Raw genomic sequence first — 13829 nt, 5'->3', positions numbered from 1 at the left:
AAAAACGTTAAAAAGTCTATATAGAACGGGGGGTTATATATCTGTAACCTTCGCGGAACTTCTTCCGCGTAGTTGCACTCGAAGGAACAAGTCACTTATTCCACCAAGGAGAAACACCCCCATGCGTAAACCTTTTGCTTTTGCTCTCATGCTGGCTGCTACCATGGGCCTGGCCGCTTGCGATAAAGCGAGCGAAGATAAAGCCCAGGACGCGCAGCAACACGCTGAGCAAGCCCAGGAAAAGATGGGCGAAGCTCAGGATAAGATGAACGAAGCCGCCAAGGAAAACGCCGAAGCCGCCAAAGATCAGGCCGAAGCGCAGCAGAAGGCAGCTGAAGAAGCCGCTCCGTCGACGGAAGCAGCACCTGCTACTCCGGCCGAACCTGCCAAGCAGTAATCGGCGCGTACAAAAAAACCCGACAATGTCGGGTTTTTTTGTATCTGCAGTTTAAAGATTAAACGTTTCAGGCACCGGAAACGGAACTTTCTTTAGCGGTATCAATCGGCGCACTTTCCGTGGGCGTGTACACCATCACATCCAGCACATCGGAATGGAACTCGCGGCGGTACAGAATCAGCACTACGCCGACACTCATGCCCATAAATAACCACGGGCTGATAAACCAGCTCAACATGGCCATGCCAAAGTAATAAGCGCGCAACCCGAAGTTGAACTGGTTGGCCGCCAGCGACAGCACCCTCGCCGCACGTGAGGCAAAAGCCTTGCGCTCCAGTTCATTGACCAGGCGCTCACCAATCATCGGCGCCGAGCCGACCAGCACGGCTGCAAAGTTGTACTGGCGCATGCACCAACTGAAGGTGAAAAAGGCATAGACGAACACGGTCGCCAGGCACAGCAGCTTGATTTCCGACATGCCCTGGGACGCCTGCTGCACCAAGGGCAGGTCAGCCAGCAGCGACAACGCCCGGTCCGAAGCGCCGAGAACAGTCAGAATGCCAGCAAGAATGATCAGGGTGCTGGATGCAAAAAACGAGGCATTGCGCTCCAGGTTGCCGATCACGCTGGCGTCAGCGATGCGGTTGTCGCGCAGCAACATGCGGCGCATCCAGTCTTCACGGTAAAAGTGCAGCACGCTGGCCAGGCAGGCGGTGTCGCGGCCTTTCCAGATGGCATAGCGGGTATAACCGCCCCAGCAGGCGACAAACCAGGCGATTGCCAGCAGGTTGTTGAGATTGCTTTGAATGAAGTTCATGCAGGTTTCCCGAAAGCCAGGTGCACAAGAGTAGAGACCGCATTTCGACGCCCGCAAGCCCGGAAAGACACACCGCTGTCACAAATTGTTTTTGCCTGCCCAGCCCATCGCCGGTGCACACAAACAAAAACCCCGCGCCCTTTCGGACGCGGGGTTTTCAGGCGAGAACCGCTGGCAGGCACCCTACGGCTTGTGGCCGGTGCCGCCCTCAGGCTTCAACCTATCAAGCCAGCGCTTCGCGCGGCTTGCCCAGCATGCGGTCGCAGACCACAGCAGCGGCCAGGGTGACCACCGACGGCACCAGCCAGGCCAGGCCTTGATCGCTCAGCGGCAGGTGTGCAGCGGCGTCCGGCAGGACATGCGCCAGGCTGCTGCCTTTGATCGCGTCGACAATACCGAACACCAGCGACACCAGCATGACCGGCGCAAGAATGCGCGTTGGCGAGTTCCACAGGTCCTTCACGAAGCTCAGGCCCACCACCACGATGCACGGCGGGTAGATTGCCGTAAGCACCGGGATCGAGAACATGATCAGCTTGGTCAGGCCCAGGTTGGAAATCAGCAGCGAGAAGCCCGCCAGGATCACCACCAGTGCGCGGTACGACAGCGGCAGAATCTGGCTGAAGTACTCGGCGCACGCGCAGGTCAGGCCAACCGCGGTCACCAGGCACGCCAGGGCGATCAGCACGGCCAGGAAGCCGCTGCCCAGCGAACCGAAGGTGTGCTGCACGTAGGCATGCAGTACGGCTGCGCCGTTGGTAGCGTCAGCCGCGATTTCGTGGCTTCCAGCACCCAGGCGGAACAGGCTGATGTACACCAGTGCCAGGCCCACACCCGCGATCAGGCCGGCGATGATGGCATAGCGGGTGATCAGCTTCGGCGATTCGACACCGCGCGAGCGGATGGCATTGACGATGACGATACCGAAGACCAGAGCGCCCAGGGTGTCCATGGTCAGGTAACCATCGGAGAAGCCCTTGGAAAACGCCGCGGCGGCATAGGCCGGTTGCGCTTCACCAATGGTGCCGGCAGGCAGCGCGAACGCGGCGATGCCCAGCACGGCCAAGGCGATGATCTTCAGCGGTGCAAGGAAACGCCCCACGGTATCGAGCAGTTTGCCCGGATACATGGACACCGCCAGCACCACGATGAAATACACCAGGCTGTAGATGAACAATGCCAACGGGCTTTCACCGGTCAACGGCGCCACACCGACCTCGAACGACACGGTCGCGGTACGCGGCGTCGCGAACAGCGGGCCAACCGACAGGTAGCACACGGCGGCCAGCAGGCCACCGAAGAACTTGCCGATCGGGCTGCTCAGGGCATCCATGCCGCCACCGACCTTGGCCAGCGCGACCACGGTGATGACGGGTAGGCCCACGGCGGTCACCAGGAAGCCAAGGGCCGCCATCCACACGTGCGGGCCAGACTGCAGACCGACGATAGGCGGAAAGATGATATTGCCGGCGCCCACGAAAAGCGCAAACGTCATAAAGCCAAGCGCCAGGATATCCTGGCCTTTTAGAACTTTCATTTAAGGTAGTACCACACTGCTGAAATCGGGATTCGAGAGGGGATTTCCCTGTGGATGAGGGAAATGCTGCCCGGCTTGGTGAGCCAGACCCGTTTAGCGTGTCGTTCCCTTTTGGGGGACGGGCACAGAGTGAACGCGTAGATTAACTGTTTTAGCAGTTAAACGCACTGGCACAGTGCTGCTTGTCCGATGTGCGTATGTGTTTGTCGTCTGTGCGACCGGGGACGGGGTAATTATCGCAGCGCGGCGGAAAGTGTCTGTGTGAAAATCCCTATCAAACCCATCGAAAAACCCACTTCATGCCTCTCCCCTTGTAGGAGCAGCCTTGTGCTGCGAAGGGGCCAGTGCAGCTATCACTAATCTTTATTGCCCACACCGGCCTCTTCGCAGCACAAGGCTGCTCCTACAGAATCGGCTAGCTGTGGATTGCCGCAACCCGTAAACGACAAAGGCCACCCGAAGGTGGCCTCTGTGCGCGTGGGGGGTGAAGCGTATTACTTCTTGGCTTCCCAGCCAGTCAGCTCGGCCAGGGCCTTGCCGATGTCGGCCAGCGAACGCACGGTTTTAACACCTGCGTCCTGCAGCGCAGCGAACTTCTCGTCCGCAGTGCCTTTACCGCCAGAGATGATGGCGCCAGCGTGGCCCATGCGCTTGCCCGCAGGTGCGGTAACACCCGCGATGTAGGAAACGACAGGCTTGGTGACGTGGGCCTTGATGTAGGCCGCGGCTTCTTCTTCAGCCGAACCGCCGATCTCACCGATCATGACGATCGCTTCGGTCTTCGGGTCTTCCTGGAACAGCTTCAGGATGTCGATGAAGTTGGAGCCTGGGATCGGGTCACCGCCGATGCCGACGCAGGTCGACTGGCCGAAGCCGGCGTCGGTGGTCTGCTTAACGGCTTCATAGGTCAGGGTGCCGGAACGCGAAACGATACCGACCTTGCCTGGCAAGTGAATGTGACCTGGCATGATGCCGATCTTGCACTCGCCTGGGGTGATGACGCCTGGGCAGTTAGGGCCGATCAGGGTAACGCCCAGCTCGTCGCACTTGACCTTGGCATCCAGCATGTCCAGGGTAGGAATGCCTTCGGTGATGCAGACGATCAGCTTGATGCCGCCGAAGGCCGCTTCCAGGATCGAGTCTTTGCAGAACGGAGCCGGAACGTAGATGACCGAAGCATCAGCGCCAGTCGCTTCCACAGCTTCCTTGACGGTGTTGAACACCGGCAGGCCCAGGTGGGTGGTGCCACCCTTGCCTGGGGTAACGCCGCCGACCATCTTGGTGCCGTAGGCGATGGCTTGTTCGGAGTGGAAAGTACCCTGCGAGCCGGTGAAGCCCTGGCAGATGACTTTGGTGTCTTTATTGATCAGGACGCTCATTACTTGCCCTCCGCAGCTTTGACAACTTGTTGAGCAGCGTCGGTCAGGCTGGTTGCCGCAATGATGTTCAAACCGCTTTCTGCCAGTACTTTAGCGCCCAGTTCGGCGTTGTTGCCTTCGAGGCGAACGACGACCGGAACTTTAACGCCGACTTCTTTCACTGCACCGATGATGCCTTCGGCAATCATGTCGCAGCGAACGATGCCGCCGAAGATGTTGACCAGAACGGCCGCGACATTGCTGTCGGACAGAATGATCTTGAAGGCTTCGGTAACGCGCTCTTTGGTAGCACCACCACCTACGTCGAGGAAGTTGGCTGGCTTGCCGCCGTGCAGGTTGACGATGTCCATGGTACCCATGGCCAGGCCGGCACCGTTGACCATGCAGCCGATGTTGCCTTCCAGGGCCACGTAGTTCAGCTCGAAGCTGGCAGCGTGGGCTTCACGAGGATCGTCCTGCGACGGGTCGTGGAAGGTTTTCAGCTTAGGCTGACGGTACATGGCGTTTGCGTCGATGTTGATCTTCGCATCCAGGCAGTGCAGGTCGCCGTCGGCCTTGATGACCAGCGGGTTGACTTCCAGCAGGGCCAGGTCGTGTTCTTTGAACAGCTTGGCCAGGCCTACGAAAATCTTGGCGAACTGTGCAACTTGCTTGCCTTCCAGACCCAGCTGGAATGCCAGTTCACGACCCTGGAACGGCTGAGCGCCGACCAGCGGATCGATAGTAGCCTTGATGATCTTCTCAGGAGTTTCGTGAGCGACTTTCTCGATGTCCACGCCACCTTCGGTGGAGGCCATGAACACGATGCGGCGGCTCGAGCGATCGACTACAGCGCCCAGGTACAGCTCTTTGGCGATGTCAGTGCAGGATTCGACCAGGATCTTGGTCACTGGCTGACCGTTGGCGTCGGTCTGGTAGGTTACCAGGCGCTTGCCCAACCATTGCGCAGCGAACGCCTTGGCGTCTTCCTTGCTGCGAACCAGCTTGACGCCGCCCGCTTTACCGCGACCACCTGCGTGAACCTGGGCTTTAACAACCCACTCGGAACCGCCGATCTTGTCGCAAGCTTCTGCTGCAGCTTCAGGGGTATCGACAGCGAAACCCTTGGAAACTGGCAGGCCGTATTCAGCGAACAGCTGCTTACCCTGATACTCGTGAAGATTCATGCTTTTTACCGTCTTCGTTAGGTACTGCGCTTCGGCGCTGCGCCATTGCTGGCGCCGCACCACCTGTGACCGTTAACCCCGGGTTATCCCGTGTAGTCCGATCCGGCGGACTTTCCGCGGTGAGTCATGCACGCAAGACTCACGACGGGCAGCCCGCCGTGGTTTCTTATAATTAACGCTTCTTACGGTTGGCCACGTGAATGGCGCCGCCATTCACTGCCAGCGCTGCTTCATGCAACGCTTCGGACAGGGTTGGATGGCTGAAGACCATCATGCCCAGATCCTCGGCACTGGTGCCGAATTCCATTGCGATTGCGCCCTGCTGTACCAGTTCGGCAGCCGATGGGCCAATCACGTGCACACCCAGTACGCGGTCGGTCTTGGCGTCAGCGATAACCTTGACGAAACCACCGGTGTCGTTGGCTGCCATCGCACGGCCGCTGGCCGCGAACGGGAAGGTGCCTACGTTAACCTCAACACCCTCGGCCTTCAAGGACTGTTCGGTCTTGCCGACCCACGCGATTTCCGGGTGGGTGTAGATAACCGATGGGATCAGGTCGTAGTTCATCTGGGCCTTGTGGCCTTTGATGCGCTCGACAACCATGATGCCCTCTTCCGAGGCCTTGTGCGCCAGCATCATGCCACGTACCACGTCACCGATGGCGAACACGCCCGGCACGCTGGTAGCGCAGTGATCGTCGACGAAGATGTAGCCACGTTCGTCGATGGTGACGCCGCTGTCGGAAGCCAGCAGATCAGTGGTCACTGGACGACGGCCGACCGCAACGATCAGCTTGTCGAAGGTGATCTTCTGTTCGCCTTCGGCATTGGTGTAAGTCACTTCGACTTCGTTGCCGTTGACTTTCGAGCCGGTGACGCGAGCGCCCAGCTTGATGTCCAGGCCTTGCTTGGTCAGGGTCTTCTGGGCTTCTTTCGACACGGCGGTGTCGGCAGCCATCAGGAAGGTGTCCAGGGCTTCCAGGACGGTGACTTCAGCGCCCAGGCGAGCCCATACAGAGCCCAGCTCCAGGCCGATCACGCCCGCACCGATCACACCCAGACGCTTTGGAACCGACTGGAATTCCAGGGCGCCGGTGGAGTCGACGATGACGTTCTGGTCGACAGGAGCCGGCGGAATGTCGATCGGACGCGAGCCGGAGGCCAGGATCACGTTGTCGGCTTCGATGATTTCGGTGGTGCCGTCAGCTTTGGTGACTTCGACTTTCTTGCCGGCCAGCAGTTTGCCGTGGCCCTGGATCGAAGTAACGCCGTTAGCCTTGAACAGGGTAGCAACGCCACCGGTCAGGTTCTTGACGATGCCAGCCTTGCGGCCAACCATCGCGGCGACGTCCATCTTCACTTCGCCAGTGGAGATACCGTGGACGTTGAAGCTCTCTTTGGCTTCCTTGTACTTCCAGGAGCTGTCCAGCAGCGCCTTGGACGGAATGCAACCTACGTTCAGGCAGGTGCCGCCCAGGGCCAGTTTGCCCTCGGCGTCGGTGTATTTCTCGATACAGGCAGTCTTCAGACCAAGTTGGGCAGCCTTGATGGCAGCCACATAGCCGCCAGGACCTGCACCAATCACCACTACGTCGAATTTCTGGGTCATAAAAGATTCCTTATCAGCTACAAGCTACAAGCCGCGAACCGCGCGGCCCCGCCTCTTTCGAAGCCAGGGGCCGAACGGTACGCAGCCAGAGGGTTAGATGTCCAGCAGCAGGCGAGACGGATCTTCCAGCAGGTTCTTGATGGTGACCAGGAAGGTTACCGCTTCCTTGCCGTCGATCAGGCGGTGATCGTACGACAGCGCCAGGTACATCATCGGGCGGATGACCACTTGACCATTGATGGCCATCGGGCGCTGGATGATGTTGTGCATGCCGAGAATGGCAGCCTGCGGCGGGTTGACGATCGGGGTCGACATCATCGAACCGAAGGTACCACCGTTGGTGATGGTGAAGGTGCCGCCGGTCATTTCTTCGATCGACAGTTTGCCATCACGGGCCTTCTTGCCGAAGGTGGCGATGCCGTTCTCGATTTCAGCCAGGCTCATCGACTCGGCGTTACGCAGCACCGGTACTACCAGGCCACGGTCGCTGGAGACGGCAACGCCGACGTCGGCGAAACCGTGGTAGACGATGTCGTTGCCGTCGATCGAGGCGTTCACAGCCGGGAAGCGCTTCAGGGCTTCGGTGGCAGCCTTGACGAAGAACGACATGAAGCCCAGACGTACGCCGTTGTGGGTCTTCTCGAACAGGTCCTTGTACTTCGAACGCAGGGCCATGACTTCGGTCATGTCGACTTCGTTGAAGGTGGTCAGCATCGCCATGTTGGACTGGGCTTCAACCAGACGTTCGGCGATCTTGGCACGCAGACGGGTCATCGGCACGCGCTTCTCGGTGCGATCGCCAGCGGCGGTCACAACCGGGGCAGCAGCGGCAGCGGCAGGCTTGGCAGCCGGGGCAGCAGCAGGTGCAGACTTCTTGTTGGCGACTGCAGCGACAACGTCTTCCTTGGTGACGCGACCGCCTTTGCCGGTGCCGGCAACGGTAGCCAGGTCGATGCCGTTCTCTTCAGCCAGCTTGCGTGCGGCAGGCGCGGCAACCGGGTCGTCTTCGCCAGCATCGGCGGCAGCGGCAGCCGGGGCAGCAGCGGCCGGAGCAGCAGCAGGCGCAGCGGCAGCGCCACCTTCAACGATCGAACCCAGCAGCTCGTCGGACAGGACGGTATCGCCCTCGCCCTTGACGATGTCACCCAGCACGCCATCGGCGGTGGCCAGGACTTCCAGGACGACTTTGTCAGTCTCGATGTCGACGATCAGCTCGTCGCGCTTGACGGCGTCGCCCGGCTTCTTGTGCCAGGTGGCAACGGTGCCGTCGGCGACCGATTCCGGGAAGGTTGGGGCTTTGATCTCGATAGCCATTATCAGTGTTTCCTTAAATTCGGTTTCAGGTGCGCGAAGGCGTTAAACAGTGAAGGCGTCTTGCAGCAGTTTTTCCTGCTGTTCGGCGTGCTTCGAAGCGTAACCACAGGCTGGCGCGGCAGAGGCGTCGCGGCCGGCGTATTCCAGGACCAGTGCCTTGTTGTGGCGGCCCAGGATACGGCGCATGTGGTGCTGGCTGCTGTACCAGGCGCCCTGGTTCATCGGCTCTTCCTGACACCAGACTGCATGCTTGAGGTTGGTGTACGGCGCCAGGATTTCGACCAGGTCGTCTTCCGGGAACGGGTACAGCTGCTCGATACGCACGATGGCGATGTCTTCGCGGCCTTCGGCACGGCGTTTTTCCAGCAGGTCGTAGTAGACCTTGCCGCCACACAGCACCAGGCGCTCGACCTTGGCCGGATCCTGGGTGTCGATTTCCGGGATCACGGTCTGGAACGAGCCTTCTGCCAGGTCTTCCAAGGTCGAGACGGCCAACTTGTGGCGCAGCAGCGACTTCGGCGTCAGGACGATCAGCGGCTTGCGCAGCGGACGGATGACCTGGCGACGCAGCAGGTGGTAGATCTGAGCTGGGGTGGTCGGTACGCACACCTGAATGTTGTGCTCGGCGCACAGCTGCAGGTAACGCTCCAGACGCGCGGAGGAGTGCTCCGGGCCCTGCCCTTCATAGCCGTGCGGCAGCAGCATGGTCAGACCGCACAGACGGCCCCACTTGTGCTCGCCGCTGGTGATGAACTGGTCGATCACCACTTGCGCGCCGTTGGCGAAGTCGCCGAACTGGGCTTCCCAGATCACCAGCGCGTTCGGCGTGGTGGTCGAGTAGCCGTATTCGAACGCCAGTACCGCTTCTTCCGACAGGAAGGAGTCGTACAGGTCGAAGCGCGGCTGGCCTGGGAACAGGTTCTGCAGCGGCACGTAGGTGCTGGCGTCCTTCTGGTTGTGCAACACCGCGTGGCGGTGCGAGAAGGTGCCACGGCCGATGTCCTGGCCGGTCATGCGGATCGGGTGACCTTCGAACTGCAGGGTGGCGTACGCCATGGTCTCTGCATAACCCCAGTTGATCGGCAAGCCACCGGCCTGCATCTTCTGGCGATCTTCGTAGATCTTCGAGACCTGACGCTGAACCACGAAACCTTCTGGCAGCTCGAGCAGCTTGGCCGACAGATCTTGCAGGGTCTTGAGGTCGAAGCGGGTGTCGTGACGCGCAGTCCAGGCATGGCCCAGGTACGGACGCCAGTCGACGAACAGCTCGCGGTTCGGCTCCTTGACCAGGCTCTTGACCACGTGCAGGCCGTTGTCCAGGGCGTTACGGTACTCGTCGATCTTGGCCTGAGCACGCTCGGCATCGATGCGACCGGCCTGGATCAGCGCTTCGGCATACAGCTCACGGGTGGTGCGCTGCTTGCTGATCTGCTGATACATCAGCGGCTGGGTACCGTTCGGCTCGTCGGCCTCGTTGTGGCCGCGACGGCGGTAGCAAACCAGATCGATGACCACGTCACGCTTGAACTGCATGCGGTAATCGATGGCCAGCTGGGTCACGAACAGCACGGCTTCCGGGTCATCACCGTTGACGTGCAGGATCGGCGCCTGAATCATCTTGGCAACGTCGGTGGCGTACTCGGTGGAACGCGAGTCCAGCGGGTTGCTGATGGTGAAACCAACCTGGTTGTTGATCACGATGTGCACGGTACCGCCGGTCTTGAAACCGCGGGTCTGCGACATCTGGAAGGTTTCCATCACCACGCCCTGGCCTGCGAACGCAGCATCGCCGTGGATCGAGATCGGCAGCACTTTGTCGCCAACGGTGTCGTTGCGGCGGTCCTGACGGGCGCGCACCGAACCCTCGACCACTGGCGAAACGATCTCCAGGTGGGACGGGTTGAACGCCATGGCCAGGTGAACTTCGCCACCGGTGGTCATCACGTTGGAGGAGAAGCCCTGGTGATACTTCACGTCACCGGAGCCCAACTCGTTCATCTTCTTGCCTTCGAACTCGTCGAACAGCTCGCGCGGGTTCTTGCCGAAGGTGTTGACCAGCACGTTCAGACGGCCACGGTGGGCCATGCCGATCACGACTTCCTTGGTACCGTAGGAGCCAGAGCGCTGGATCATCTCGTCCAGCATCGGAATCAGGCTTTCGCCGCCTTCCAGGCCGAAACGCTTGGTGCCTGGGTATTTGGTGCCCAGGTACTTCTCAAGGCCCTCACCGGCCGTGACGCGCTCGAGCAGGTGAGCCTGCACGTCAGCGGAAAATTCCGGACGGCCGCGCACGCTTTCAAGGCGCTGCTGGAACCAGCTGCGCTGCTCGGAATCGACGATGTGGGTGAACTCGGCGCCAATGGTGCGACAATATGTCTTCTGGAGCGCCTCGGAGATCTCGCGTAGGCTCGCTTCCTCTTTGCCGATGAACAGGTCGCCGGCACGGAAGGTCGTATCAAGATCGGCATTGGTCAAGCCGTAGTGATTGATCGACAGGTCTACGGGCGCAGGGCGCTGCCACAACCCCAACGGGTCGAGCTTGGCAGCCTGATGGCCGCGCATACGATAGGCCTGGATCAGTCGCAGAACTTCAACCTGCTTCTTCTCGTGTTCACTGCTCACGCTCCCGGCGGATACCGGTTGGGCGCGGCGCTGGTTCTTTGCCAGCAGTACGAAATGGTCGCGGATTGTCGAGTGCGATACATCGGTAGCGGTGCTGCCGTCGGCTGGCAACTTCTGGAAGTAAGTGCGCCACTCTTCTGGCACAGCGTTAGGGTCGTGCAGGTAAAGCTCGTAGAGCTCTTCCACATATGCAGCGTTACCACCTGAAAGGTGGGCGCTTTCCCACATGCGCTGCATCACGCTTTCTTGCATGCTTGGTCACCCTCGGTTAGGGGACGATCGGCGAGAGCCACAGCAAACCTGGAAAAGTCCGAACACAGCGACTGAACCACGCCACTTGGATCTTGCTGATTTTCCGGGTACCAGCCCGGAAAGCCCCTGCTGGTCTCATATCTTCATAGGTAATGAGCGCGGGCTTTGTGGGCCCTTGCTCGAGTTTTACCTCAGTGCGGGCTCACCACCCGCACCTCGGCTTACTGCAGGTACAACGCTTTGAATCAGGTACCGCTTTGCAGCAGCATGTTACGTACGTGACCGATTGCCTTGGTTGGGTTCAGACCCTTAGGGCAAACGTTTACGCAGTTCATGATCCCACGGCAGCGGAAGACGCTGAACGGGTCATCCAGGGACGCCAGGCGCTCCTGGGTCTTGGTGTCACGGCTGTCGGCCAGGAAGCGATAGGCCTGCAGCAAGGCAGCGGGGCCCAGGAACTTGTCTGGGTTCCACCAGAACGACGGGCAAGAGGTCGAGCAGCAAGCGCACAGGATGCACTCGTACAGACCGTCCAGCTTGTCACGCTCTTCTGGCGACTGCAGACGCTCGATGGCCGGAGCCGGGGTGTCGTTCTGCAGGAACGGCTTCACCTTCTCGTACTGCTTGTAGAAGATGCTCATGTCGACGACCAGGTCACGAATGACCGGCAGGCCCGGCAGCGGGCGCAGCACCAGCTTGTTGCCCTTGACCACGCCCGACAGCGGGGTGATGCAGGCCAGGCCGTTCTTGCCGTTCATGTTCATGCCATCGGAACCGCACACGCCTTCACGGCAGGAGCGACGGTACGAGAAACCCTCGTCCTTTTCCTTGATCAGTGCCAGTACGTCCAGGACCATCAGGTCCTTGCCGCCGGTATCGACGTCGAACGACTCCATCTTGGGCGCCGAGTCGGTGTCGGGGTTGTAACGATAAACTTCGACTTTCAACATAGCAGCCACCCTTAGTAAGTCCGGATTTTAGGCTCGAAGGCCGGCACGGTCTTCGGCGCAAAGTTGACGCCGCGCTTGGCAACGCGCTTCTCACCCGGGTAGTACAGGGTGTGGCACAGCCAGTTTTCGTCGTCACGGTCTTCGAAGTCTTCACGGGCGTGAGCACCGCGCGACTCTTTACGGGCTTCGGCCGCAATGGCGGTAGCTTCGGCAACTTCCAGCAGGTTCTGCAGCTCCAGCGCTTCGATACGCGCGGTGTTGAAGGCCTGGGACTTGTCGTTGATCTTCACGTTGGCGATGCGGTCACGCAGGCCAGCCAGCTGCTCGATACCCTTCTGCATGTATTCGCCAGTACGGAATACACCGAAGTAGTTCTGCATGCAGCTTTGCAGCTCGCGCTTCAGGCTTGCCACGTCTTCGCCAGTGGTGCGCTCGTTGAGCTTGTTCAGGCGGTTCAGGGCAACATCGACGTCGGTGTCGCTGGCATCGCGGTACTCGACGCCTTCGGTCAGCGCCTTCTCCAGGTGCAGGCCGGCAGCACGGCCGAACACGACCAGGTCGAGCAGCGAGTTACCGCCCAGGCGGTTGGCGCCGTGGACCGATACACATGCCACTTCACCTACGGCGAACAGGCCCGGAATGATGTGGTCCTTGCCTTCGGCGTCCATGGTGATGGCCTGGCCATGAATGTTGGTGGCAACACCACCCATCATGTAGTGGCAGGTCGGCACGACCGGCACCGGCGCGACCACTGGGTCGACGTGGGCGAAGGTCTTGGACAGTTCGCAGATACCTGGCAGGCGGCTGTGCAGCACTTCCTCGCCCAGGTGGTCCAGCTTCAGCAGTACGTGGTCCTTGTTCGGGCCCACGCCGTTGCCGGCGATGATTTCCTTGACCATGGAACGGGCAACGACGTCGCGGCCGGCCAGGTCTTTCGCGTTCGGCGCGTAACGCTCCATGAAGCGCTCGCCGTGGGCGTTGATCAGGTAGCCACCCTCACCGCGGCAACCCTCGGTGACCAGTACACCGGCGCCGGCGATGCCGGTTGGGTGGAACTGCCACATTTCGATGTCCTGCACCGGTACACCGGCACGCAGGGCCATGCCGACACCGTCACCGGTGTTGATCAGGGCGTTGGTGGTCGAGGCGTAGATACGGCCCGCACCGCCAGTAGCCAGAACGGTGGCCTTGGACTTGATGTACAGGGTTTCGCCGGTTTCGATGCAGATGGCGATCACACCAACGAACGCACCGTCCTGGTTCTTCACCAGGTCAACGGCGTAGTACTCGTTGAGGAAGGTGGTGCCGGCTTTCAGGTTGCCCTGGTACAGGGTGTGCAGCAGCGCGTGACCGGTACGGTCGGAAGCGGCGCAGGTACGGGCAGCCTGGCCACCCTTGCCGAAGTCCTTGGACTGGCCACCGAACGGACGCTGGTAGATACGGCCGGTTTCGGTACGCGAGAACGGCAGGCCCATGTGGTCCAGCTCGAAGACCGCAGCCGGGCCTTCCTGACACATGTATTCGATAGCGTCCTGGTCACCGATGTAGTCGGAACCTTTGACGGTATCGTACATGTGCCAGCGCCAGTCATCGTTCGGGTCGGCCGAAGCGATGGCGCAGGTGATGCCGCCCTGGGCGGATACAGTGTGCGAACGGGTCGGGAAGACCTTGGTCACTACGGCAGTCTTGTGACCACCTTGAGCCAGCTGCAGCGCTGCGCGCATGCCGGCGCCGCCGCCACCAATAATGATGGCGTCGAAGGAAATAGTTGGAATGCTAGCCATGG

General features: G+C 60.5%; 10 protein-coding genes. 1 reads left to right on the top strand and 9 read right to left on the bottom strand.

Annotated elements, in window-relative coordinates:
- Positions 1-121 precede the first annotated feature (121 nt).
- Positions 122-397: a hypothetical protein gene (locus tag GIB19_RS23310; RefSeq protein WP_027592869.1), complete on the top strand. Its 276-nt coding sequence runs from the start codon at positions 122-124 to the stop codon at positions 395-397.
- Positions 398-464: 67 nt separating this feature from the next.
- Here the strand turns inward: GIB19_RS23310 and GIB19_RS23305 are convergent, their stop codons facing one another.
- From GIB19_RS23305 to sdhA, 9 genes are all read right to left on the bottom strand, one after another.
- On the bottom strand, positions 465-1214 hold the full coding sequence (locus tag GIB19_RS23305; protein ID WP_274888176.1) for a DUF599 domain-containing protein: 750 nt from the start codon (positions 1212-1214) through the stop codon (positions 465-467).
- Positions 1215-1437: 223 nt separating this feature from the next.
- Positions 1438-2751 carry a branched-chain amino acid transport system II carrier protein gene (gene brnQ, locus GIB19_RS23300; protein WP_027592871.1) on the bottom strand — a complete coding sequence of 438 codons (1314 nt, stop codon included), beginning with the start codon at positions 2749-2751 and terminating at the stop codon, positions 1438-1440.
- Between the two features lie 494 nt (positions 2752-3245).
- On the bottom strand, positions 3246-4130 hold the full coding sequence (sucD, locus tag GIB19_RS23295; protein ID WP_003254203.1) for a succinate--CoA ligase subunit alpha: 885 nt from the start codon (positions 4128-4130) through the stop codon (positions 3246-3248).
- Positions 4130-5296 carry an ADP-forming succinate--CoA ligase subunit beta gene (gene sucC / locus GIB19_RS23290; RefSeq protein ID WP_008091914.1) on the bottom strand — a complete coding sequence of 389 codons (1167 nt, stop codon included), beginning with the start codon at positions 5294-5296 and terminating at the stop codon, positions 4130-4132. The genes sucD and sucC overlap by 1 nt, the downstream gene beginning before the upstream one ends.
- A gap of 172 nt (positions 5297-5468) precedes the next feature.
- Positions 5469-6905: a dihydrolipoyl dehydrogenase gene (gene lpdA, locus GIB19_RS23285; protein ID WP_027592872.1), complete on the bottom strand. Its 1437-nt coding sequence runs from the start codon at positions 6903-6905 to the stop codon at positions 5469-5471.
- A 93-nt stretch (positions 6906-6998) separates the two neighbouring features.
- Positions 6999-8219: a 2-oxoglutarate dehydrogenase complex dihydrolipoyllysine-residue succinyltransferase gene (gene odhB, locus GIB19_RS23280; RefSeq protein WP_027592873.1), complete on the bottom strand. Its 1221-nt coding sequence runs from the start codon at positions 8217-8219 to the stop codon at positions 6999-7001.
- 42 nt (positions 8220-8261) lie between these two features.
- Positions 8262-11093: a 2-oxoglutarate dehydrogenase E1 component gene (locus tag GIB19_RS23275; RefSeq protein ID WP_027592874.1), complete on the bottom strand. Its 2832-nt coding sequence runs from the start codon at positions 11091-11093 to the stop codon at positions 8262-8264.
- A gap of 245 nt (positions 11094-11338) precedes the next feature.
- Positions 11339-12043, bottom strand: a complete 705-nt coding sequence (locus GIB19_RS23270; RefSeq protein WP_008091906.1) for a succinate dehydrogenase iron-sulfur subunit — start codon at positions 12041-12043, stop codon at positions 11339-11341.
- 11 nt (positions 12044-12054) lie between these two features.
- The gene (sdhA, locus tag GIB19_RS23265) at positions 12055-13827 is read right to left on the bottom strand and encodes a succinate dehydrogenase flavoprotein subunit (protein WP_027592875.1); all 1773 of its coding nucleotides are present in this window, start codon (positions 13825-13827) and stop codon (positions 12055-12057) included.
- Positions 13828-13829: the final 2 nt, after the last annotated feature.

Source organism: Pseudomonas sp. ITEM 17296 (assembly GCF_028895205.1).
Classification (GTDB): domain Bacteria; phylum Pseudomonadota; class Gammaproteobacteria; order Pseudomonadales; family Pseudomonadaceae; genus Aquipseudomonas; species Aquipseudomonas kermanshahensis.
Note: the sequence above shows the minus strand (reverse complement) of the source record. Positions and strands in the feature narration are given on the sequence as shown.

Excerpts from the sequence above, each read along its gene's own strand:
- GIB19_RS23270 (WP_008091906.1), bottom strand. The coding sequence starts at position 12,043 with ATGTTGAAAGTCGAAGTTTATCGTTACAACCCCGACACCGACTCGGCG.
- GIB19_RS23305 (WP_274888176.1), bottom strand. The coding sequence starts at position 1,214 with ATGAACTTCATTCAAAGCAATCTCAACAACCTGCTGGCAATCGCCTGG.
- lpdA (WP_027592872.1), bottom strand. The coding sequence starts at position 6,905 with ATGACCCAGAAATTCGACGTAGTGGTGATTGGTGCAGGTCCTGGCGGC.
- GIB19_RS23275 (WP_027592874.1), bottom strand. The coding sequence starts at position 11,093 with ATGCAAGAAAGCGTGATGCAGCGCATGTGGGAAAGCGCCCACCTTTCA.
- odhB (WP_027592873.1), bottom strand. The coding sequence starts at position 8,219 with ATGGCTATCGAGATCAAAGCCCCAACCTTCCCGGAATCGGTCGCCGAC.
- GIB19_RS23310 (WP_027592869.1), top strand. The coding sequence starts at position 122 with ATGCGTAAACCTTTTGCTTTTGCTCTCATGCTGGCTGCTACCATGGGC.
- sucD (WP_003254203.1), bottom strand. The coding sequence starts at position 4,130 with ATGAGCGTCCTGATCAATAAAGACACCAAAGTCATCTGCCAGGGCTTC.
- brnQ (WP_027592871.1), bottom strand. The coding sequence starts at position 2,751 with ATGAAAGTTCTAAAAGGCCAGGATATCCTGGCGCTTGGCTTTATGACG.
- sdhA (WP_027592875.1), bottom strand. The coding sequence starts at position 13,827 with ATGGCTAGCATTCCAACTATTTCCTTCGACGCCATCATTATTGGTGGC.
- sucC (WP_008091914.1), bottom strand. The coding sequence starts at position 5,296 with ATGAATCTTCACGAGTATCAGGGTAAGCAGCTGTTCGCTGAATACGGC.